This is a genomic window from Streptomyces sp. JLYT201 (assembly GCF_059448825.1).
Window position 1 is genome coordinate 3,502,750 of the sequence record NZ_CM182551.1, and the last position, 20,517, is coordinate 3,523,266.

The window sequence follows — 20,517 nt, forward strand, 5'->3', positions numbered from 1 at the left end:
GTGAACGCGACCGCGCACGACTACGACTCAGTCCTTGCCGGCATCCTGTGGGCGTACGAGCGCGTACGACGAGCGCGTGCCCGGGGCGCGTACGCCGGGCGGGCGGGACAGCGGGAGTACGCCGGGGTCGCCGTATGAGCCGTAGGAACGGACCCCGGGATCCCGAGGACCGGCAGGCCGGGCAGGCCGGGCAGGCCGCCGCGCGGGACGCGCCCTTCGCCGCGGCGGACGGCGCCGCCGCCGACCCGTACGCCGTGGACGCCGGGCTCCTCTCCCCCGTGCGCGCCGGAACCCCCGTGGAGCGGGCGGTGTCCGACCTGGCCTGGCTCCAGGCCATGCTGGACGCCGAGGCCGCGCTGGCCCGCGCGCAGGCCGCGACCGGCGCGGTGCCGCCCGGGGCGGCGCGGGCCATCACCGCCGCCGCGCGGGCCGACCGGCTCGACCTGCGGGCGCTCGCGGTGCACGCGCGCGAGAGCGGCAACCCGGTGGTGGGGCTGGTCCGCGCGTTGACCGGCGCGGTGGCGGTGGTGGACCCGGAGGCCGCCGAGTACGTCCACCGGGGCTCGACAAGCCAGGACGTCTTCGACACCGCGGCGATGCTGGTGGCCAGGGACGCGCTCGGGCTGCTGCGGGCGGACCTGGCGCGTGTCGGGCGGGCCCTGGCCGGGCTCGCCCGCGCCCACCGCGACACGGTCGTCGCGGGGCGCACCCTGGGGCAGCACGCCGTGCCCACCACGTTCGGGCTCAAGGCGGCCGGGTGGCGGGAGCTGGTGCTCGCCGCGGACGCCCGCGTGGCCGCCGTACGGGACGCCCTGCCGGTCTCGCTCGGCGGCGCGGCGGGCACGCTGGCGGGGTACGGTGCCGACGCGGAACGCCTGGTGACGGAGTTCGCCGCCGAGACGGGGCTGCGGGCGCCGGTGCTGCCCTGGCACACGCTGCGCACGCCGATCGCCGACCTGGGCGCCGCGCTCGCGCACACCGCCGGGGCCCTCGGCAAGCTGGCGGTGGACGTCCAGTCGCTCAGCCGCACCGAGGTCGGGGAGGTCGGCGAGCCGCACGCGCCCGGGCGCGGCGGCTCCTCGGCGATGCCGCAGAAGCGCAACCCGGTGCTGACCACCCTGATCCGCAGCGCGGCCCTCCAAGTCCCCCCGCTGGCCAGCATCCTGACGCAGTGTCTGCTCTCCGAGGACGAGCGTTCGGCCGGGGCGTGGCACGCGGAGTGGCAGCCACTGCGCGAGTGCCTGCGCCTGACGGGCGGCGCCGCGCACACCGCGGCGGAACTCACCGAGGGCCTGGTCGTCCACCCGGACCGCATGCGCGCGAACCTCACCCTCACCGGCGGCCAACTCGTCGCCGAACGCCTCGTCGCAGAGCTGACCCCGCTCCTGGGCAGAGCGGCCGCCCGAGACCTCCTGACCACCGCCACGGCGTCCGCGACCCAGGACGGCCGCCCCTTGGCCACCCACCTCGCGGAGGCCCCCGCCCTCACCGACCGCGTCACCCGCGCGCAGCTGGACCGCTGGTGCGATCCGGCGGGGTATGTGGGGGCAGCGGGGGCGCTGGTGGAGGGGGCGCTGACGCGTGGGCCGCGGCAATGCTGAGGGCTGCGCCGGCACGGGGGCGTACGGGGAGGCCGCCCCCGGGCGCGGGCACCCCTGCGCCCCCTGGGAGCGGCCCCCCTCCCCGCGGGAGGCCTCCCCCCGCCATCGGCCCACACGCGAAGACCCCGCCCCCAGCGAAGCCACTGGTGGCGGGGTCTATAGGCACTTCATGCGAAGTGCCCCCGGCAGACCGCACAGAACGCTCCTGCCCTACGGCCCGGCCAACCTCGGCCACCGCACCCGGGAAGCTCACGCACTCCTCACGCACTTCACAGCGCGCAACCGAACCCAAGGCCCCGCTCCGGGGAGGGCCCCTAGAATCCGAAGTGCCGCTTCAACTCAATCTCGGGGCAAAATGTCCGTTTCTTTGAAAGTGAATGGAATCGGGGGTCTACCCCGCTAACGTGCCTGGTCAGCTCCTGTGGTCCCCGCGCGTGCGGGGGTGGCCCCCGCGACACGAAGGACAGGCTCGTGCCTCTGCAGTGGTCCCCGCGCGTGCGGGGGTGGCCCCGGGAAGACCACCCTCAGCGGCGGCATCGCGGTGTGGTCCCCGCGCGTGCGGGGGTGGTCCCGGGTCCTGGGACTGCGAGAAGTCGGAGCTGACGTGGTCCCCGCGCGTGCGGGGCGGTATCAACGGCGAGCTGATCCGGCCTCAGACGAGCGCTTCACCGGTCGGCCCTTCCAGTCCGCGGTCGGCGGCCATCCACGCGAGTTCGTTCTCCCCGAGCTTGCCGAGCTCCATCGCCGCGTCCTGGTACATCAGCGCCAGCAGCGCGTTGGCTTCTTCGCGCTCCGCCCCCGCGTACGTACGGGCGGCCAGGAGGGCGTCGGCCAGGAGAAGCGGCAGCTGCCGCGCGGCGAAACCGAAGCGCGACGCCTGGTAGGCGTCCCACACCTCGCCGACATCGGCTCGAAGGTTCGCCAAGGTCGGGGGCTCGCCGTCGGCCGGCGGGCTCAGGGTCGGGGTCAACTGGCGGTAGTCCATGAGGGCTTCGCGCAGGGCGGGGACGGTGCGCCAGCCGCTGTCGTTCGACCACTCCAGGAGAGTGGGTTCGCCGATCAGGTCGCCGACGGACACATCCAAGGCATTCGTTTGGAGCGGCCCGCCACCGCCGCCAGGAGCACGGTCGACCCCCGCGTCCTCATGAACGCGGTCCAAGGGCGGGAATTCCTGGTCGCCGTCTCCTACGTGGGATCGCTGCACCGGAACCGGGGCAGACGGCTCGTCGCCTTCTTCGGCTGCATCCTGTACGCCGCCATGCGCCCCGCGGAAGTCGTATGACTGCGCCTGGAGGACCGCGAGCTGCCGGAAACGGGGTGGGGCCTGCTCACCCTCCGGGAGACACGTCCGGTCTCGGGCAAGAAGTGGACGGACTCCGGCGAGCGGCACGACAAGCGCGGGCTGAAGATGCGCGACCCCGAAGCCGACCGTCCCGTGCCGATCCCGCCCGTGCTCGTGGCCATGCTCAAAGCACACGTGAAGGAGTTCGGCACCGCGAAGGACGGTCGGCTCTTCCAGAACGAGCGGGGCGACCTGGTGGGCACCTCCAGCTACTGGCGCGTCTGGCAGGAGGCCCGGCCCTACGCCTTCCCCCCATCCAAGATGCACATCCTGGCCAAGAAGCCGTACCACGGCCGCGCCAAGTGCATCACGGACTGGCTCCGCGCCGGCCTCCCCGTGGCCGAGGTAGCGCGGCGCGCCGGCACCTCCCCCGAGGTCATCGACCGCCACTACACCGGGCTCATCGACAACAGCGAGAAGGAGGACAACCAGAAGATCGAGAAGACGATGGGGTGGGCGCCGTCGGACGCTGAGTGAGCCGTGCGTGGCTCACGCACTTCTCACGCACAACCGGTGGGAGACAACGAGAAACGGCCGGAGTCAGTGAGACTGACTTCGGCCGTTTCATCAAGGCATCCGCGCTGGTCAGGCCATAGTTTCAGGTCTCTGACTGGCGAGTGCCCCCGGCAGGATTCGAACCTGCGCACACGGCTCCGGAGGCCGTTGCTCTATCCCCTGAGCTACGGGGGCGTGTCGGTCGCGGTGTTCGCGGCGACGGGTAGAACCCTACCAGCTCTTCGGTGGTCCTCAGGAATGGGTTTGCGGGCGGCGCCCGAGGGGCCGGGGCGGGCGCCGCTTCGCAGGTCAGGGCTTGCGGGCGACGCCGGCGTAGGCGTCGACCTCCGTGGCGGTGTCGGTGGTGGGCTCGGGGCGCCAGCGGGTGACCTGGGCGACGCCGGGGTCGACCAGGGTGAGGCCGTCGAAGAAGCCGGTGATCTCCTCGACGCTGCGGACGTAGTAGGGGATCGCGCCGCTCTCGTTGTAGGCGTTCGACGCCGCGATCATGCCCTCGCTGGTGGCGGTGGAGTCGCTGATCACCAGGTAGCTGCCGGAGGGGAGGCCGGCCATCACGCGGCTGACCAGGTCGCGGGCCTGCTCGTAGTCGGCGACGTGGCCCAGGGTGTTCAGGATCATCAGGGCGACCGGCTGGGAGAGGTCCAGGGTCTTGGCGGCCTCGGTGAGGATCGCCTCCGGCTCGTACATGTTCGCGTCGATGTACGCCGTCTCGCCCTCGGGCGTGCTGGTCAGCAGGGCCCGGGCGTGGGCGAGGACCAGCGGGTCGTTGTCCACGTACACGATGCGGGAGTCGGGGGCGACGCGCTGGGCGACCTCGTGGGTGTTGTCGGCGGTCGGAAGGCCCGTGCCGATGTCGAGGAACTGGCGGACGCCCTGCTCCCCCGCCAGGTGGCGGACCGCGCGGCCGAGGAAGAGGCGGCTGGTGCGGGCCACGTCGACGAGGCCGGGGAAGATCTCCTTGATCTGGTCGCCGAGCTCCCGGTCCTTCTCGTAGTTGTCCTTGCCGCCCACGAAGTAGTTCCAGAAGCGTGCCGAGTGGGGCTTGCTCGTGTCGATCCGCGCGCGTATCTCGGCGGACGAGTCGAGTCTGGGGTCGGAACCGGTCACGGGGGACCTCCTGCGGTGCGTGGGCCTGTCGATCGCTTGCCGATCGATCGATGTCGATCGATGCTGCGGCACATCCTGACATCGTTGCCGGTCGCATCAATTGAATCGTGGATCAAAATCGTGGATCAAGGTAGCAACTCTGCCGTGGGCTGCAGTCGTTGCCCGCCCCCGTCCGCCGCGCCCCGCGGCCTACTCAGGGCCGTCCGAGTAGGCGTACGGATGTCCCGCGCGCGGCGCGGCCGGGACGCTTGCGGGCATGACGAAACCTCTGCGGAACCTCAAGTGGGCGGTGCTCCGGGGCCTGTTGCGCACGGTCGGGCGGACCTCCGCGGGCATCCGTATCGGCTACCGGCACGGCTTCGACAGCGGCACGATGCTCGACTACGTGTACGTGAACCGGGCGCGCGGCTCGCTCGGCGTCGGCCGCCTCGTCGACCGTGTCTACCTCGACGCCGTCGGCTGGCGCGCCATCCGCGCCCGCCGGGACCTCCTCCAGCGCGTGCTGCGCGAGCAGGTCGAGCGGCGCCCCGGCCGCCCGGTCCGCGTCCTCGACGTGGCCGCGGGGCCCGGCCGCTACCTGCACGACCTGGCCGCGGCCTACGGGCCCGAGCGGGTGCGGGTGGTCTGCCGCGACCTCGCGGAGGCCGGGCTGCGCCAGGGCGCGTCGCTCGCGCGGGCACGGGGACTCACGAACGTCTCGTACGAGAGCGGGGACGCGTTCGACCCCGAGCCGCCGCGGGACGGGGCGCCGGACGTCATCGTGGTCTCCGGCCTGTACGAGCTGCTCCTCGATGACGACACCGTCCGGACGTCCATCAAGCGGCTGCGCGGGCTGCTCGCCCCGGGCGGCGTCCTCGTCTGCACCACCCAGACCCGCCACCCCCAGCTGGACTTCATCGCGAACGTGCTGCCCAACCGGGAGGGGCGGTTGTGGATCATGAAGTGCCGCAACGCGGCCCTCACGGAGGGCTGGGCCCGGGAGGCGGGGTTCGAGACCGTACGGAGCCGGCGGGAGGAGGTGGGGCTCTTCGCTGTGACCGTGTGCGAATAGGCCCTGCCGCCATGAGCCCGGGCGACCCGCCGGGCGGCGGCCGTCGGCGGCCTATGAGGCCCGGCGCTTGGCCGGTGTCTTCTTGGCCGTGGCCGTCTTCTTCTTCGTCGGCGCCTTCTTCGCGGTGGTGGCGGTGGATTTGGCCGTGGACTTCGTCGCCGTGGACTTCGTCGCCGTGGACCTGGCGGTCGCCGTCTTCTTCGTGGCGGTCTTCGCGGCGGTCTTCGCCGTGGACTTCTTGGGGGCCGCCGCCGTGGTCTTCTTCGCGGTCGTCGACTTCTTGCCGCCCACCTGCTTGGGGGTCGTACGCGCGGAGCGGCGCGTCGGCAGCTCCGTGACCTCGGCCTCCTTGCCGCTCTCCGGTTCGCCGCGGGCCGTGCGGGCGGCACGGACGCTGTTCTCCAGGGCGGCCATCAGGTCGATGACCTTGCCGCCGCCCGGCTCGGCCGCGGGCTCGGGGGCGGTGGTCGTACCGCCCTCGACCTTGGCGGCGATCATCTCCTCCACGGCGGCGCGGTAGTCGTCGTGCAGCGAGTCGAGGTCGACCTCGCCGAGGGTGTCCATGAGGGCGTCCGCGAGGTCGAGCTCGGCGTCGCGGACCGTGACGCTCGCGTCCGGGGCCACGCTGTCGGTGGCGCGGATCTCGTCCGGCCAGAGCAGGCCGTGCATGGCGATCACGTCGTCGACGACGCGCAGCATGCCGAGCCGTTCGCGGCCGCGCAGCGCGAACTTGGCGATGGCCACGCGGTCGCTGCGCTTGAGGGCCTCGCGCAGCAGGGTGTAGGGCTTGGCGGCGGGCACTCCGTTGGCCGACAGATAGTACGCCGTGTCCATCTGGAGCGGGTCGATGCGGTCCGCCGGTACGAACGAGACGATCTCGATGGTCTTCGCGGTCGGGATCGGCAGCGAGGCGAGGTCGTCCTCGGTGATCGGGATGACCGAGCCGTCGGCGTCCTCGTACCCCTTGCCGATCTCGGCGGTCGGGACCTCGCGGTCCTCCAGCTCGCAGACCTTGCGGTAGCGGATGCGGCCGCCGTCCTCCGTGTGGATCTGGCGGAAGGAGATCGAGTGGCTCTCCGTGGCGTTCACCAGCTTGATCGGGATGCTGACCAGGCCGAAGGAGATGGCGCCGTTCCATATGGAGCGCATGCGGTGCACCTTTCGCCACGTTTTGCCGCGATTCGTGGGATTCTCATCGTATGACGCCCATCACGGAGGTGGAGGGGCGACGGCTCGCGCTCAGCAACCTCGACAAGGTGCTGTACCCGGCGAGCGGCTTCACGAAGGGTGAGGTCCTGCACTACTACGCGACCGCCGCGGACGTGCTGCTCCCGGAGCTGCGTGACCGGCCGGTGTCGTTCCTCCGCTTCCCGGACGGGCCCGAGGGGCAGCTCTTCTTCACCAAGAACGTGCTGCCCGGTACGCCCGCCTGGGTGCGGACGGCCGAGGTGCCGCGGTCCGAGGGGCCCGCGCGGCAGATCCTCGTACAGGACCTGCCGACGCTGATGTGGGCGGCGAACCTGGTGACGGAGTTCCACACGCCGCAGTGGCGGGCGCACGCGCCGGGGCTCGCGGACCGGCTCGTGCTCGACCTCGACCCCGGGCCGCCCGCGACCGTGGTGGAGGCGTGCCAGGTGGCGCTGTGGCTGCGGGAGCGGCTGGTCGCCGACGGGTTCTCGGTGTACGTGAAGACCTCGGGGAGCAAGGGGCTGCACGTGGTCGTGCCGCTGGTGCCGGTCGCGTCCGCGCGGGTCTCGGCGTACGCGAAGGAGCTCGCGGTGGCGGCGGAGCGGGCGCTGCCCGCGCTCGTGGTGCACCGGATGACGCGGAGCCTGCGGCCGGGGAAGGTGTTCGTGGACTTCAGTCAGAACGCGGCGGCGAAGACGACGGCGACGGCGTACACGGTGCGGGCGCGGGGGGAGCCGACGGTTTCGGCGCCGCTTGCCTGGGGGGAGGTGGAGCGTTGCGGGGGCGTCGGGGACGCGGGGCTGCTGGTCTTCCGGGCGCCGGACATGGCTGCCCGGCTGCGGCGGGAGGGTGACCTGTTCGCGGGGCTGCGGGAGCCCGGCCGGGCGGGCCGGCTGCCCGACGCCTGAGCCGGGGCCCGGCTGGCCCCGGGCGGGCCTGCCCCGGCCCCAGGCTCACGGTTGCCCGGCGCCCGGGCGGGGGTCTGGGCAGGCCACGGTTGCTCGATGCCCGGGCAGGGCCTGGGCGAGGCCCCAGCAGCACGGTTGCCCGGCACCTGGGCTGTGCCCACCCGTCCCGCCCTGCGGGACGATTGCCCACAGGGGCCGGGGGAAGCGACACCCCGGGGCGGGAGGGGCGGGAGGGGGCGGGAGGGGGCGGGAGGGGGCGGGAAGACCCCAGCGGCCGCGGGGGGGGGCGGAAACGCCCCCGGGGCGGGCCCGCCCGCCGCCCCCGGGCCCTAGACCCGCTGCCAGACGTGCCGGTCGCGGGCCAGCGCGTGCAGCGCCTCCACGTCCGCCGGCTTGAGCACGCCCCCCGCCCGCGCGAGCCCCGACAGGTCCGGCTCGGCCAGCACATGGACCTCGCGCGGCTCCGCGGTGACCTCGACGGAGACCGCGCCGACGGGCACGAGGACGGCCCGGACCTCCGCGGTGAGGGCGAAGGAGGCCCGCGCGGCGTCGGCGCGCAGCTCCCGCAGGAGCGGGGCGGGCCGGGCGCGGCCGACCGCCACCAGGGGGTCGGCGACGCGCACCCGCTGCCGTCGCGCGGGCACCGCGTGGACGCAGAAGAGCCCCCCGGGCCCGATCAGGAGGTGGTGGATGCGGGCGCCGCCGGGCAGGCCGACGGAGTGCAGCGCGTGCCAGCCCACGGCGTCGAGCCGGTCCAGGGCCTCGCCGACGGCGACCTCGGCGGCGAGGGCCCGGCTGCGGGGGTCGGAGCGCAGCTTGCGGGCCGACGGCGGATCGCGTTCGAGCTGGACGCGCAGCGCCTCGCCGGGCCGGTTCGGCGCGAGGTCGTCGTCGGGGTGGAGGGAGAGCCTGGCCAGCTCGGCGGGGGTGGGCACGGGCGGCGGCCCGACCGCGACGTTCCCGGTGAGGAAGGGGGCGAGGACGTGCAGGACGTCCTCCTCCTCGGCCGCGCTGAGCAGGTTCACACGGGCGGTCTCCCGGTCGTACCAGGCCACGTTCCTGCCGTCCGCCCGGCACACGTAGAGCCGCTCCTGACCGTGCCGGAACGCCGGAACGACACGCAGTCCGCTCATCCCCATCACCCCACCGACCATGGGAACAGCCCGGACGCGCCCGCGGCAAGAAGCTGACGGGGCCGCACGGAAGTTCCTGCCCGTTCGCCCGGGGTTCGCCCCGCTGGGCCCGGTCCGCGCGCCGTGCTCCCCGCGTCCCGTAACGGCACTGCTCGCACAGCTATGGCGCGCTGTTACACACTCGCCGAACCGCCGCAACGGCGGCCGCCTAGCGTCGTAGCCGTCATCGCACCCGCCGGGCCCCCGGCCCCCGCCGCACGAGCGCAAGGAACGTACCGTGAGCCACCCCAGCCGCCGCACCGCCGCCCTCCGGACCGCCGCCGTCGCCGCGCTGGCGGGCGGCGCGCTCCTCGTCCCCGCCACCGGCGCGTTCGCCGCCGCGCCCGCCCCCTCGGCCTCCCACACCACCACGCCGCAGGGCGGCGTCCGCGCGGGCACCGACGGGCTGCGCGACACCGGGAACCCCGCGTTCCTCGCGGCGGGCGGTGCCATGGCCGCCGCCGGTGCCGCGGGCCTCGGCTTCGCGATGCTCCGCCGCGGCCGCACCGACGGCTGACCCGGGCCGCCCCCTTCTCGCAGACTCCCCCGCAAGACCAGGAGCGCCCATGACCACGCAGCCCCAGGAAGACGCCGCCCCCGCCCGCCGCCGCACGGGACGCATCGCCGCGGCCGCCGCCCTCACCGCCGCCGTCGGCGTCGGGCTCATCGCCTGCGGCCAGGGCGGGCAGAGTGCCGCCGCACCCGACGTGACCGTGAAGAACGCGGCGACCGCGCAGGCCGGACGGGCCCCGGCGCCCCTGCCGGAGTCGAAGCCGACCGGCCTGCGGATCCCGGCGGCCGGTGTCGACGCCACGCAGATGCTGGACCTCGGCATCGGCGCGGACGGCGAGCTCGACGTGCCGCCGGTCGCGAAGGCGGAGGTCCCGGGCTGGTGGACGGGCGGCGTCACGCCCGGTCAGAAGGGCGCGGCCGTGCTCGTCGCGCACTACGACACCGTGAACGGCCCGGCGCTGATGCGGAACGTGGCCCGGGTGAAGGTCGGGGACGCCATCATGGTGCCGCGCGCGGACGGCAGCACGGCGAGGTTCCGGGTGCGCGAGATCCAGCAGGTCGACAAGAAAGACTTTCCAACCCATAAGGTGTACGGGACGACCGACCGGCCGGAGCTGCGCCTGCTGACGTGCGGCGGCCCGATCAGGAACGGACACCGCGCCGACAACATCATCCTCTACGCCGACCTCGTGCGGTGACCAGGCTCCCCCGGTTCCTGGCCCCGCGCGCCACACCCCCGTCCCTGGCCCGCAGGAGTGCCGTTGAACCCCAGCCGCCGCAGCGCGCTCGCCGCAGCCGCCGTCGCGCTGCTGGCGGGCGCGTTCGCCGCGGGCTGCGGCGACCCGGGCGACCTGCGCAGCTCGGGCGCGACGCCCACGGCCGTCGGCCCCACCCGGCTCTGGCCCGACCTGCCGCCCGCGTCCTCACCGATCGGCGACTACGGCACGGCGGACACCGAGGAGGTCAAGGGCGTGCGGGTGCCCGGCGGCGACCTCCACAAGGTGAGCCCCGTCGCCATCGTGAAGGCGCAGGCGGCCGCGCACCCCGACGACTACAGCGGCCCGTCCGCGCTCTACAAGGAGACCGCGGACGCCCTGAAGAACTGCGGCAAGAAGGACCGGGAGTGCCCGGTCCTCAAGGCGTACTACCGCGACTTCACCGGTGACGGGAAGGACGACATGGTCATCGGCATCCGCATGCCCGAGGAGCAGCTGGCCATCCGCGTCTACGCGATGGACAAGGGCCATCTGACGCAGATCATGGGCACGTCCGACGCCGTGCTCGGCGTGGAGCTCGCCGGGCGCGACCTGGTGCTCCGCGCGGCCTCCGACATCCCCGGCTACGAGTACCGCACGGCCTGGTCCTGGGACCGGCACCAGCGGGCGATGCTGCCGACCCGCGACGAGTTCCTGCGCTCCTCCGACGCGCCGCGGCCCAAGGGCGCGCGCAGCCCGGCGCCCGAGATGACCGAGATCCCCGCCGAGGAGGCCCCCGCCCCCGGTCCGAGCTCCGGCGAGCACCCGGACGCGGGCGAATGACCGGCCCCAACGGGCCGCGCCGCCCCCGGCTCCCGCTGCGCCTGCCCGCCTGGACGGCGACCCTGACGTGGAAGGCCGCGGTCTTCATCGCCGTGATGTGCTGCGCCCTCGCGGCCCTGCTCGGCGTGCTCGTGCACGTGGCGGTGACGAACCAGACCGTGGGCCAGGCCCGGGAACGCGCCCTGTCCCGGCTCGACGACGCCACCAAGCAGTACGAGGCGGGCGGCCGCCTCGGCCCGGGCGCGGGCATCGACCCGCCGGGCCTGCCGGGCCGCCTGCGCGACCTCGCCGTGGGCGGGGAGCGCGGCACGATGGTCGGCGACCACGACCGGACGCCCACGGTGTGGGCGGCGGGGCCCGCCGACGGCGGCCGGGCGATCGCCGTGGAGGTCGACTACGCCCAGGGCGCCCGCACCATCGACGGCCTCGACCGGGCGATCCTGGGCTCGTCCGTGCTCGCGATCGGCGCGACCCTGCTGGTCGGGGCGTTCGCGGTGACGCGCGTGACGCGGCGCCTGCATCTGACGGCCCGGGTCGCGCGCCGCATCAGCGCGGGCGACCTGGACGCGCGCGTGCACGACCCTCGCACCCGCGACCCCGGCCGCCACCAGGACGAGGTGGCCACGGTCTCCGGGGCCCTGGACACCATGGCCTCCTCGCTCCAGGGCAAGCTCCTGAGCGAGCAGCGGTTCACCGCGGACGTGGCGCACGAACTGCGCACCCCGCTGACCGGTCTGCACGCGGCGGCCGAACTGCTGCCGCCGGGCCGCCCGACCGAGCTGGTCAGGGACCGGGTGGCCGCCCTGCGCACGCTCACCGAGGACCTCCTGGAGATCTCCCGGCTCGACGCGCGCAACGAACGCGTGGACCTGGACGCGGTGCGGCTCGCTCCACTGGCGGAGCGCGTGGTGCGCGCCTCGGGCGCCGAGGTGGAGGTGACCGTCGTGCGCGACCTCATGGTGGAGAGCGACGGGCGGCGTCTGGAGCGGGTGCTCGGCAACCTCGTGGCGAACGCCGTCAAGCACGGGGCGCCGCCGGTGTCCCTGACCGTGGACGGGCCGGTGATCACCGTGCGGGACCACGGCCCCGGCTTCCCCGACTACCTGGTGGAACACGGCCCGCAGCGCTTCCGCACCGAGGGCACCACCAAGGGCCACGGCCTCGGTCTGACCATCGCGCTCGGCCAGGCGCGGGTGGTCGGGGCGACCCTCACCTTCACCAATGTGGAGCAAGGGACGGGAGCGGTCGCCACGCTCACGCTGCCGGGCGCCGAGCGGCTCCCCGGGGACGAGCAGGACGAAGTCCGGGCCTGACGGGGACGTCTGACCGTACGTGACCTTTTGCGGTGGGCGGATGTCGCTTTTAGCGTGAATCGCGGCCTGTGCAACGGCCGTCCACCCACTCCCCCGAGGAGACCCCCATGGCCCTGCGCCCCCGCTCCCTCGCCGTCCGCGTCGGCATAGCCGTCGCCGGCGGCGCGCTCGCCGCCACCACGCTGGCCACCGCCCCGGCCCTCGCCGCCGAGGGCAACGAGCACCCCCGCAGCTACCGGGGCAAGGTCACCGCCAAGCCCGGACTGCTGCTGCGCGACCGGCCCACGCGGGGCAGCAAGGTCGTACGGTACGAGCCGTACGGCAAGATCGTGCACATCTTCTGCAAGACGCGCGGCGAGCACATCCAAGGCAACGACCGCTGGTACCTCCTCACCGACGGCACCTGGGCCTGGGGCGCCGCGCACTACATCGCCAACATCGGGCCCGCCCCGCGCTGGTGCTGAGCCACGGGAGCCGCCTGAGCCATCGGAGCCACCGGAGTCCAGGCGGGGCATAACCGGACATTAAGCCCGGAGCTTGCTACGTTCCGGGCATGGAGGTCCGCGTCCCGCCGCGGCGCCGGGGCACCGAACTCGCCCTGATCGTCGTCGCCGTCCTGCTCTCGGTCTACGGCTACTGCGACGTGGGCCTGGCCAGGACCGGCTCCGTGCCGCCCGGCGCCGCCGGCTACGGCGCCGGGCTCGGCGTGCTCGCACTCCTGGCCCATCTGGCGGTGCGCCTGCGCGCCCCGTACGCCGACCCGCTGCTCCTGCCGATCGCGGTGCTCCTCAACGGCCTGGGCCTCGTCCTCATCTACCGGCTCGACCTGGAGACGCCCGGCGACCGGGCCGCGCCGACGCAGCTCGTCTGGTCCACCATCGGCGTCGGCCTGTGCATCGCGGTCGTGATCCTGCTGCGCGACCACCGGCTGCTGCGGCGCTACGCGTACCTCTCCGTCGTCGCGGCGCTCGTGCTGATGATCGTGCCGATCTTCTTCCCGGCCGTGAACGGCGCCCGCATCTGGATCCGGGTCGGCGGATTCTCCATCCAGCCGGGCGAGTTCGCGAAGATCCTGTTCGCGGTGTTCTTCGCCAGCTACCTCGCGGCCAACCGCACCGCCCTCGCCACCACGGGCCGCACCCTGGGGAGGTTCGTCCAGCTCCCCACCGGCCGCGTGCTCGGCCCGGTCGTGGCGATCTGGCTGCTGAGCGTCGGCGTCCTGGTCCTGGAGCGGGACCTGGGGACCTCCCTGCTCTTCTTCGGGCTCTTCGTGGTCCTGCTGTACGTCGCCACGGGCCGCACCGGCTGGATCGCCGTGGGCCTGCTGCTCGCGGCGGTGGGCGCCTACGCGGTCGGCTCGCTCGAACCGCACGTGCACAGCCGCGTCGCGGACTGGCTGCACCCCTTCGCCTCCATCGAGGCGGGGCAGGGCCCGAACCAACTCGCCCAGTCGCTCTTCGCGTTCGCGGCGGGCGGGCTGCTCGGCACCGGGCTCGGGCTCGGCCACTCCATCCTCATCGGCTTCGCCGCGAAGTCGGACTTCGTCCTCGCCACGGCGGGCGAGGAGCTGGGCCTCGCCGGACTCACCGCGATCTTCCTGCTCTACGCGCTGCTCGTGGAGCGCGGCTACCGCGCCGGGCTCGCGCTGCGCGACCCCTTCGGGCGGCTCCTGGCCGTCGGGCTCGCCTCGATCGTGGCGCTCCAGGTGTTCGTGATCGCGGGCGGCGTGACCGGGCTCATCCCGCTGACCGGCATGGCCATGCCGTTCCTCGCGCAGGGCGGCTCGTCCGTCGTCACCAACTGGATCATCGTGGCGCTGCTCATCCGGCTGAGCGACTCGGCCCGCGCCCACGTCCCGCCCGGCGCGGAGTCCGCCGGGGCCCAGCCGCAGCAGGAGGCGTCCCCGTGACCCGGTACATCCGCCACGCCGCGGCGTTCTGCCTGCTGCTGCTCGTGGCGCTGCTCGTGAACGCCACCCGCGTGCAGGTCTTCGACGCCGAGAAGTACGACGACAACCCCGCCAACCGCCGCCGGGCCATCGAGCGCTTCGCCGTGCCCCGCGGCGACATCCTGGTGGACGGCCGTCCGGTCACCGGCTCCAAGGACACCGGCGAGCAGCTGCGCCACGAGCGGACGTACACGAACGGCCCGCTGTACGCGCCGGTGACGGGCTTCGCCTCGCAGGTGTACGGCACGACGTTCCTGGAGCACGCCGAGGACTCCGTGCTCTCCGGCACCGACCCGATGCTCGCGCCGCTGCCGCTGTGGCACGACCTCACCCGCTCGCGCAGCCCCGGCGGCGACGTCGTCACCACCGTCAGGGCCGCGGTGCAGCGGGCCGCCCACGCGGGGCTCGACGGCAAGAAGGGCGCCGTGGCCGCGCTCGAACCGGCCACCGGCAGGATCCTCGCGCTGGTGTCGACGCCGTCGTACGACCCCGAGCGGCTCTCCGGGACGAGCCGCTCGGTGACGGACTCCTGGGCCCGGCTCAACGGCGACCCCGACAAGCCGATGCTGAACCGCGCGCTGCGCCAGACGTATCCGCCCGGCTCGACGTTCAAGGTGGTCACGGCGGCGGCCGCGCTCGACTCGGGCGAGATCACCGACCTGGACGCGCCGACGAGGTCCCCCGACCCGTACACGCTCCCCGGCACCTCCACGCGCCTGTCGAACGAGGTCACCGGCTGCACCGACGCGAGCCTGCGCTATGCCTTCCGCTGGTCGTGCAACACCGTGTTCGCCAAGCTGGGCGCCGACACGGGGCTCGACGCCCTGGTGGAGACGGCGGGGAAGTTCGGCTTCAACGACCCCGGGATCAAGGTGCCGTCGTCGGTGGCCGCCAGCACCTTCGACACGTCGATGGACCGGGCGCAGCTCGCGCTCTCGGCCATCGGCCAGTACGACACCCGGGCCACGCCCCTGCAGATGGCGATGGTGGCGGCGGCCGTCGCCAACGGCGGCTTCGTCAAGGCGCCGCACCTCGTGGAGCGGACGACGACCGAGTCCGGCACCACCGTGGACTCGACGCCGACGCGCACCCTCCACCAGGCCATGGGGCCCGGCACGGCGCTGCGGCTGCGCGAGCTGATGACCGAGGTCGTCGAGCAGGGCACCGGCACGAACGCGGCGATCCCCGGGGTGACCGTGGGCGGCAAGACCGGCACCGCGCAGCACGGGCTCGGCAACTCCGGCACGCCGTACGCCTGGTTCATCTCCTGGGCGCAGAAGCCGGGCGACGGGGAGCCGTCGGTGGCAGTGGCGGTGGTCGTCGAGGACGCGGCCGCTGCGCGCGCGGACATCAGCGGTGGGGGCAGTGCCGCGCCCATCGCCCGCGCGGTCATGGAGGCCGCGCTGGCGGAGTGAGCGGTCGTGAGCGCCCCGAAGGGGCGCGGGGAACTGCGCGACCAGCCACGACGGCTCCGCAGGCGACCGACGGCCCGGTAGCTCAGGGCAGCTCCTGCCCTACCCCGGTGTCCGCGCCCGCCCGGGCCCCGGCGGGCAAGCGCGGTGGACGGTAGTCGGACACCGGTTCCGCGCCCCGGTCCGGGCGGACCGCGCCCAGGAGGGGGTTGGCCGCGAGCGGGGAGACCTTCACCTTCGCCCCGGGCCGGGGCGCGTGCACCACGAGCCCGTCGCCCAGATAGAGCCCGACGTGCGTGGCCTTGGGGAAGTAGACGACCAGGTCGCCGGGGCGCAGCTGCCGCAGCGGCACCCGGGGCAGGCGCGCCCACTGCTCCTGGCTGGTCCGCGGGATCTCCCGCCCGCCCGCGCCCCAGGCCCGCTGTGTGAGCCCGGAGCAGTCGAACGTGGCGGGACCCTCCGCGCCCCACTCGTAGGGCTTGCCGATCTGCGCGACGGCGTACCGCACGGCCCGCTCGCCCCGGGCCGAAGGGGCCCGCCGGACGCCGGGCGCGCCGAGCGCCCCGGACGCGACGAGCTCGCGCTGGGCGGTGTCCGCGCCGGTGCGCTCGGCCCGGCCGACCGCGGCGAGCTCCTCGGCGCTGAGCGAGGCGAGCAGCTCCTCGACCTCGCGCAGCCGCGTCCGTACGGCGTCGCGGGCCCGCTCCTGCCGCCGGGCGAGGGACTCCTGCGCGGCCAGGGCCCGCTGGGCGGCGCGGGCGAGGGCGGCGGCCCGCTTCTCGCCGTCGGCGAGGCGGGCGACGGCCGCGGCCCGGTCGGCGGCGGCCCGGCGCAGCACGTGGCGCTGGTCGAGGGCGCCCCGCGGGCTGCGGGCGAGCAGCAGCCGGACGTAGGAGGAGATCTCCACGCTGTTGTTCTGGTACTGCTGGCGGGCCAGGCGGCCCGCCGCGCCGCGGCCGTCGCGGGCGGCGGTGCGTGCCGCGCCGAGGCGCCGGTCGAGGTCGGCGGCCTTGCGGCGCTGCTCCTTGAGCTTCTCGTCGGTGGCGTTGTACGTCTCGGTGGACTCCTCGGCCCTGCGGTACAGGCGCTGAAGGTCCGTCAGGAGGGTGGCCACGGAGCGCTCGCCCGGGGCGGGGGCGGGCCGGGGGGCGGCGTGGGCCGGTGGCGGCACGGGGAGGGGCGCCGTCACCAGTGCGGAGAGCGCGGAGCCCGCGCAGGCCCAGCGCAGCAGCCTTCCTGACACGTCATCACCTCCGGTGCGCGACGGGCCTTCCGGCGCGCACCGCGAGCATCCGGCCGCCGGGCCGGGCCCGCCTCCCGGCGGTGGGCGGTTGGCGCAACGAGGTCACTCGTCCTTGGGGCGCACGGCGCGTCCGGTTGCACGCGGTCGGCGGCGGTGCCGCGGCGGGATCGGGATCGTCCGGCGAGGGAGGACGAGCGCGCGGCACGCCGGCGGGCCACCGGGGTTCAGTCGCTCACCCGCCCGGCCGGAGGGCCCGGCTTGGACCAGGGCCACTTCAGGTCGCGCAGGCGGCCACCGCGGGGATCCGCGTCGGGCGCGTACTCGTACCGCCAGCCCGCGTGCAGCCCGAACCGCTTCGCGGACTCGGCGGCCACTCGGCGGTAGACGAGCACCGTGGGCTCGCCCCCCGCGTCGTCCGGCACCGGGACCCGGTACACCTTCGGCGGATGACCGGTCGGCCCGAGCAGGACCGGGAGCACGCGGCCGTCCAGCGGGCCGCCCACGAAGGGGGTGTCTTCACTCTTCACCGGCCCAGTGTCCGTCACCCCGCGCCCCGGGCGCCCGTCACACCAGGTGCGCGGCCTCGGCGACGACCGGCAGGATCCGTCGGACCAGCTCGCCCACCGGCCCCTCGGGGCTCTCCAGGGCGAGGGCGCGGCGCACCACGTCGGCGGTCTGCGGATCCCGCCCCGCGGTGGCCGCGACCTGGGCGACGAACTGCTCGACGAGCAGCTCCCGCAGCTCGTCGAGCGGCGGCCGCTTGTCCTCGTCGAGCCAGATCAGGGAGGCCGCCTCCACCGCGGTGACCCACATCCGCACGGTCGTGCGCAGCCGCGGCCCGGCCGGTTCGGCGAGGTCCATGTGGGCGAGGATGTGTGTGACGGCGGAGCGCCGGACCTCGTCCACGATGGCGGTCGTCCGGGAGGTCTCCACGACGCTGCCGCCCTGGAGCAGCGCGCTGAACCCGGCGTCGTGCTCGTCCACGAACGCCAGGTAGCGGTCGACGGCCCGGGACAGGCGTTGGGTGAGCGGCCCGTCCTGGGGCTCGGCGAAGCACCGTTCGAGATCGTCGGCGGCCGACCGCAGCGCGGCCTCGTACAACTGCTGCTTGCCGCCGGGGAAGTAGCGGTAGACGAGGGGGCGCGAGACGCCCGCGGCCTCCGCCACGTCGTCGAGCGAGACCTCTTCGGGCGCGCGGTGCGCGAACAGCGAGAGGGCGGCGTCGAGCAGCTGGCTGCGCCGCGCCTCGACGCTGAGGCGTCGGTACGCACGGGTAGTGGTCATGCCCCGCAGAGTAACCGGCTTGTCGTACCAATGGGCCTTCCGTCACCTGCGGGTTCGCCGTGGCCGGTCGCGCCCGCGCGGCGGAGCCGCGCCTCGGCACGGCCCCGCGCCCCTCGGCGCGCTCAGGCGAGCAGGCCCGACGACTTCCACAGCCTGCGGCCCACTCCCCGCAGGACCCCGATGTCGTCGAGGAAGTCGGTGAGGCGCTTCGCCCCGCTCTGCATGACCTCGCGGCGGTGACCGCTGGCCTTGACCTGGGTGACGGCCTCGCGGCGGTCGAGGCCCACGTCCGTGTAGACCTGCGGGTTGACGAAGGCGATGGAGAAGACGCGGGCGGCCTCGCCGGAGCTGATCCGGGTCAGCTCGCGCTCCCAGCGCGGGGCGGTCACCATCTGGCGGCGCAGCTCCTCGCGCGCGTAGCGGACGTGCCTGGCCTCCTCCACGACGTGGATGCGGGTCACGCCGCGCACCAGGGTCTGCACGCGCTCGTCGGGGAACGTGAGGCGCTGCATCCAGTCGAGGATCTCCTCGCCGAGCAGCGTGCAGGCGAACGAACCGGGCGTGGTCGAGACGGTCTTCAGGACGCGGGCGAGGTTGTGGTTGAGCCGCGTCACGGGGTACGTGGGCGCGTTGCCCTTCTGGATCATGCGGGCGAACATCATCGAGTGGCGGCACTCGTCGGCGATCTCGGTGAGCGCGTACCGCACGTGCGCGCTGGTCACGGACTTGTCGTAGATGTGCCGTACGAGCAGCTGCATCAGGATGATCTCGAACCAGATGCCGAGCGAGGCGAGCGAGGCCGCCTCGTGCCGGGCGAGGTCGAAGCGCTGCTCCTCGGACATCCGCTTCCACAGCGGGGTGTCGTAGAGCGAGACGAGCTCCGGCGGCCAGAACCACTTGCCGTCCTCGACGGGGGCGTCCCAGTCGATCTCCCGGTCCGGGTCGAAGGAGTGCTTGGCGGAGGACTCCAGGAGCCGTACGGCCACTTGCTCGCGGTCCTTGAGCAGGCCGAGCGCGTCCCGCAGAACGGTGAGCTCGCCGTCTTCGGTCACGGTCGTCATGAGGTCTCCTGCTCTTCGGGGTGCTGTCTGAGGTGCCTGAGGCGGGTTACCAGCGGTCACCTCTTATAAGACTGCTTGTCAGCAAGACCGTCAATCCCCTGTGCGCAACTTGTTGACCGCTCGTCTACCACCGTGTGAGCCTGCCAACCAGCCACCATTTCGCGGCGGTTGCGGGGACTTCGGCGCCGCCGAGACCGTGAGGAGCCGTCCGTGTCCACACGCGATCTGTACGTCAACGGCCAGCAGGACCTCACCTGGCAGGTGCCCGCCACGGGAGCGGCCCGCTTCAGCTGGGAGTACGACGAAGGGCGCGAGCGCCTGCTGAACCTGTACCAGAAGGGCAAGGACAAGCAGTGGGACGGGGCGAAGCGCGTCGACTGGGACCTGGAGGTGGACCCCCTCGACCCGCTCGGCACCCCCGACGAGGCCATGACCCTGTACGGCACGCGGCACTGGGACCTGATGACCGCGCGCGAGCGCGGTGAGCTGCGCAAGCACTACGCCTCCTGGCAGTTCAGCCAGTTCCTGCACGGCGAGCAGGGGGCCATGGTGTGCGCGGCCCGCATCGTGGAGTCCGTGCCCGACCTGGACGCGAAGTTCTACTCCGCCACCCAGACCGTGGACGAGGCCCGGCACGCCGAGGTCTACGGCCGCTTCCTGCACGAGAAGATCGGCATGCTCTACCCGGTCAACGACAGCCTCCGGGCGCTGCTCGGCGACACCCTGCGCGACTCCCGCTGGGACATGCCGTACCTGGGCATGCAGGTCCTCATCGAAGGCCTCGCCCTCGCCGCGTTCGGCATGATCCGCGACACCACGGACAAGCCGCTCCCGAAGCAGATCCTCGCCTACGTCATGCAGGACGAGGCCCGGCACGTGGCCTTCGGCAGGATGGCCCTGCGCGACCACTACAAGGAGCTCGGCGACGCGGAGCTGCGCGAGCGCGAGGAGTTCGTCATCGAGGGCTGCTACCTGATGCGGGACCGGCTGCGGGGCGTCGAGGTCCTGGAGAACTTCGGCATCCCGCGGCGCGAGGCCGGGGAGTACAGCGAGCGCTCCGAGTACCTCCAGCTCTTCCGCCGCCTGCTGTTCAGCCGGATCGTCCCCTGCGTCAAGGACATCGGTCTGTGGGGCGAACGGCTCCAGCGGGCCTACGTCGACATGGGCGTCTTCGAGATGGGCGACGCGAACCTGGACCTGCTGATGGCCCAGGACGAGGAGATCGCGGAGAAGCTGGACGCGGAACGCTTCGCCGCGGAGGAGCGGGGGCGCGTGGCCGAGGTCGAGGCCACGATCGCCTCGGGCACCGCTGCCGACTAG

The 20,517-nt window shown here is 73.8% G+C and carries 22 protein-coding genes and 1 tRNA gene; 14 read left to right on the top strand and 9 right to left on the bottom strand.

Annotation, left to right across the window (positions count from 1 at the left end; all coding sequences use genetic code 11):
• Both AC5WAM_RS13920 and AC5WAM_RS13925 read left to right on the top strand, forming a co-directional pair.
• Positions 1–138 carry a hypothetical protein gene (locus AC5WAM_RS13920; protein ID WP_366790248.1) on the top strand — a complete coding sequence of 46 codons (138 nt, stop codon included), beginning with the start codon at positions 1–3 and terminating at the stop codon, positions 136–138.
• The gene (locus AC5WAM_RS13925) at positions 135–1,601 is read left to right on the top strand and encodes a nitrosuccinate lyase (RefSeq protein ID WP_495522764.1); all 1,467 of its coding nucleotides are present in this window, start codon (positions 135–137) and stop codon (positions 1,599–1,601) included. Before AC5WAM_RS13920 ends, AC5WAM_RS13925 begins: the two co-directional genes overlap by 4 nt.
• A gap of 652 nt (positions 1,602–2,253) precedes the next feature.
• Here AC5WAM_RS13925 and AC5WAM_RS13930 read toward each other — a convergent pair.
• Entirely contained in the window at positions 2,254–2,685 is a 432-nt protein-coding gene (locus tag AC5WAM_RS13930; protein ID WP_495522765.1) for a hypothetical protein, read from the bottom strand.
• Between the two features lie 9 nt (positions 2,686–2,694).
• Between AC5WAM_RS13930 and AC5WAM_RS13935 the strand changes: the two genes are divergently transcribed.
• Together AC5WAM_RS13935 and AC5WAM_RS13940 are read left to right on the top strand one after the other, a co-directional pair.
• The gene (locus tag AC5WAM_RS13935; RefSeq protein WP_495522766.1) at positions 2,695–2,883 is read left to right on the top strand and encodes a hypothetical protein; all 189 of its coding nucleotides are present in this window, start codon (positions 2,695–2,697) and stop codon (positions 2,881–2,883) included.
• Positions 2,884–3,009: 126 nt separating this feature from the next.
• Positions 3,010–3,420 (top strand): site-specific integrase, encoded by a 411-nt coding sequence (locus tag AC5WAM_RS13940; RefSeq protein ID WP_495522767.1) that lies wholly within the window; start codon positions 3,010–3,012, stop codon positions 3,418–3,420.
• A 141-nt stretch (positions 3,421–3,561) separates the two neighbouring features.
• Here AC5WAM_RS13940 and AC5WAM_RS13945 read toward each other — a convergent pair.
• Together AC5WAM_RS13945 and AC5WAM_RS13950 are read right to left on the bottom strand one after the other, a co-directional pair.
• Positions 3,562–3,633, bottom strand: a tRNA-Arg gene (locus AC5WAM_RS13945).
• A 114-nt stretch (positions 3,634–3,747) separates the two neighbouring features.
• A complete protein-coding gene (locus AC5WAM_RS13950) occupies positions 3,748–4,566 on the bottom strand; it encodes an SAM-dependent methyltransferase (protein ID WP_495522768.1) in 819 nt (272 codons plus the stop codon).
• A gap of 256 nt (positions 4,567–4,822) precedes the next feature.
• Between AC5WAM_RS13950 and AC5WAM_RS13955 the strand changes: the two genes are divergently transcribed.
• On the top strand, positions 4,823–5,617 hold the full coding sequence (locus AC5WAM_RS13955; protein WP_366790254.1) for a class I SAM-dependent methyltransferase family protein: 795 nt from the start codon (positions 4,823–4,825) through the stop codon (positions 5,615–5,617).
• 51 nt (positions 5,618–5,668) lie between these two features.
• Here the strand turns inward: AC5WAM_RS13955 and ku are convergent, their stop codons facing one another.
• A complete protein-coding gene (gene ku, locus AC5WAM_RS13960; RefSeq protein ID WP_495522769.1) occupies positions 5,669–6,766 on the bottom strand; it encodes a non-homologous end joining protein Ku in 1,098 nt (365 codons plus the stop codon).
• Between the two features lie 50 nt (positions 6,767–6,816).
• On the opposite strand from ku, the gene ligD reads away from it, so the two are divergent.
• The gene (gene ligD, locus AC5WAM_RS13965; protein ID WP_495522770.1) at positions 6,817–7,713 is read left to right on the top strand and encodes a non-homologous end-joining DNA ligase; all 897 of its coding nucleotides are present in this window, start codon (positions 6,817–6,819) and stop codon (positions 7,711–7,713) included.
• A gap of 329 nt (positions 7,714–8,042) precedes the next feature.
• On the opposite strand, the gene AC5WAM_RS13970 is transcribed toward ligD, so the two are convergent.
• Positions 8,043–8,846 (bottom strand): nuclease-related domain-containing protein, encoded by an 804-nt coding sequence (locus AC5WAM_RS13970; protein ID WP_495522771.1) that lies wholly within the window; start codon positions 8,844–8,846, stop codon positions 8,043–8,045.
• 277 nt (positions 8,847–9,123) lie between these two features.
• Here AC5WAM_RS13970 and AC5WAM_RS13975 point away from each other — a divergent pair, with 277 nt between their 5' ends.
• The 7 genes from AC5WAM_RS13975 to AC5WAM_RS14005 all read left to right on the top strand — a co-directional run bounded on the left by AC5WAM_RS13975 (position 9,124) and on the right by AC5WAM_RS14005 (position 15,612).
• The gene (locus tag AC5WAM_RS13975; RefSeq protein ID WP_495522772.1) at positions 9,124–9,402 is read left to right on the top strand and encodes a hypothetical protein; all 279 of its coding nucleotides are present in this window, start codon (positions 9,124–9,126) and stop codon (positions 9,400–9,402) included.
• A gap of 49 nt (positions 9,403–9,451) precedes the next feature.
• Positions 9,452–10,096, top strand: a complete 645-nt coding sequence (locus tag AC5WAM_RS13980; RefSeq protein WP_495522773.1) for a class F sortase — start codon at positions 9,452–9,454, stop codon at positions 10,094–10,096.
• Positions 10,097–10,153: 57 nt separating this feature from the next.
• Positions 10,154–10,936: a hypothetical protein gene (locus tag AC5WAM_RS13985; RefSeq protein WP_366790260.1), complete on the top strand. Its 783-nt coding sequence runs from the start codon at positions 10,154–10,156 to the stop codon at positions 10,934–10,936.
• Positions 10,933–12,249, top strand: a complete 1,317-nt coding sequence (locus AC5WAM_RS13990) for an ATP-binding protein (protein WP_366790261.1) — start codon at positions 10,933–10,935, stop codon at positions 12,247–12,249. Before AC5WAM_RS13985 ends, AC5WAM_RS13990 begins: the two co-directional genes overlap by 4 nt.
• A 107-nt stretch (positions 12,250–12,356) precedes the next feature.
• Entirely contained in the window at positions 12,357–12,713 is a 357-nt protein-coding gene (locus AC5WAM_RS13995) for an SH3 domain-containing protein (RefSeq protein WP_366790262.1), read from the top strand.
• Between the two features lie 89 nt (positions 12,714–12,802).
• On the top strand, positions 12,803–14,158 hold the full coding sequence (locus tag AC5WAM_RS14000) for an FtsW/RodA/SpoVE family cell cycle protein (protein WP_495522774.1): 1,356 nt from the start codon (positions 12,803–12,805) through the stop codon (positions 14,156–14,158).
• Positions 14,155–15,612: a penicillin-binding transpeptidase domain-containing protein gene (locus AC5WAM_RS14005; RefSeq protein WP_366790264.1), complete on the top strand. Its 1,458-nt coding sequence runs from the start codon at positions 14,155–14,157 to the stop codon at positions 15,610–15,612. The genes AC5WAM_RS14000 and AC5WAM_RS14005 overlap by 4 nt, the downstream gene beginning before the upstream one ends.
• 82 nt (positions 15,613–15,694) lie before the next feature.
• On the opposite strand, the gene AC5WAM_RS14010 is transcribed toward AC5WAM_RS14005, so the two are convergent.
• The 4 genes from AC5WAM_RS14010 to AC5WAM_RS14025 form a co-directional block, all read right to left on the bottom strand.
• Complete coding sequence (locus AC5WAM_RS14010) at positions 15,695–16,852, bottom strand: C40 family peptidase (RefSeq protein ID WP_366790265.1); 1,158 nt, start codon at positions 16,850–16,852, stop codon at positions 15,695–15,697.
• Positions 16,853–17,076: 224 nt separating this feature from the next.
• A complete protein-coding gene (locus AC5WAM_RS14015; protein ID WP_495522775.1) occupies positions 17,077–17,379 on the bottom strand; it encodes a DUF8847 domain-containing protein in 303 nt (100 codons plus the stop codon).
• Between the two features lie 37 nt (positions 17,380–17,416).
• Positions 17,417–18,136 (bottom strand): TetR/AcrR family transcriptional regulator, encoded by a 720-nt coding sequence (locus AC5WAM_RS14020; RefSeq protein ID WP_138961776.1) that lies wholly within the window; start codon positions 18,134–18,136, stop codon positions 17,417–17,419.
• A 122-nt stretch (positions 18,137–18,258) separates the two neighbouring features.
• Positions 18,259–19,197, bottom strand: coding sequence for an AurF N-oxygenase family protein (locus AC5WAM_RS14025; RefSeq protein WP_495522776.1), 939 nt, complete (start codon positions 19,195–19,197; stop codon positions 18,259–18,261).
• A gap of 210 nt (positions 19,198–19,407) precedes the next feature.
• Here AC5WAM_RS14025 and AC5WAM_RS14030 point away from each other — a divergent pair, with 210 nt between their 5' ends.
• Positions 19,408–20,517, top strand: a complete 1,110-nt coding sequence (locus AC5WAM_RS14030) for a ferritin-like domain-containing protein (RefSeq protein ID WP_366790268.1) — start codon at positions 19,408–19,410, stop codon at positions 20,515–20,517.

Excerpts from the sequence above, each read along its gene's own strand:
- AC5WAM_RS13980 (WP_495522773.1), top strand. The coding sequence starts at position 9,452 with ATGACCACGCAGCCCCAGGAAGACGCCGCCCCCGCCCGCCGCCGCACG.
- AC5WAM_RS13925 (WP_495522764.1), top strand. The coding sequence starts at position 135 with ATGAGCCGTAGGAACGGACCCCGGGATCCCGAGGACCGGCAGGCCGGG.
- AC5WAM_RS14000 (WP_495522774.1), top strand. The coding sequence starts at position 12,803 with ATGGAGGTCCGCGTCCCGCCGCGGCGCCGGGGCACCGAACTCGCCCTG.
- AC5WAM_RS14025 (WP_495522776.1), bottom strand. The coding sequence starts at position 19,197 with ATGACGACCGTGACCGAAGACGGCGAGCTCACCGTTCTGCGGGACGCG.
- AC5WAM_RS13995 (WP_366790262.1), top strand. The coding sequence starts at position 12,357 with ATGGCCCTGCGCCCCCGCTCCCTCGCCGTCCGCGTCGGCATAGCCGTC.
- AC5WAM_RS13940 (WP_495522767.1), top strand. The coding sequence starts at position 3,010 with ATGCGCGACCCCGAAGCCGACCGTCCCGTGCCGATCCCGCCCGTGCTC.
- ku (WP_495522769.1), bottom strand. The coding sequence starts at position 6,766 with ATGCGCTCCATATGGAACGGCGCCATCTCCTTCGGCCTGGTCAGCATC.
- ligD (WP_495522770.1), top strand. The coding sequence starts at position 6,817 with ATGACGCCCATCACGGAGGTGGAGGGGCGACGGCTCGCGCTCAGCAAC.
- AC5WAM_RS13990 (WP_366790261.1), top strand. The coding sequence starts at position 10,933 with ATGACCGGCCCCAACGGGCCGCGCCGCCCCCGGCTCCCGCTGCGCCTG.
- AC5WAM_RS13955 (WP_366790254.1), top strand. The coding sequence starts at position 4,823 with ATGACGAAACCTCTGCGGAACCTCAAGTGGGCGGTGCTCCGGGGCCTG.
- AC5WAM_RS13970 (WP_495522771.1), bottom strand. The coding sequence starts at position 8,846 with ATGAGCGGACTGCGTGTCGTTCCGGCGTTCCGGCACGGTCAGGAGCGG.
- AC5WAM_RS14020 (WP_138961776.1), bottom strand. The coding sequence starts at position 18,136 with ATGACCACTACCCGTGCGTACCGACGCCTCAGCGTCGAGGCGCGGCGC.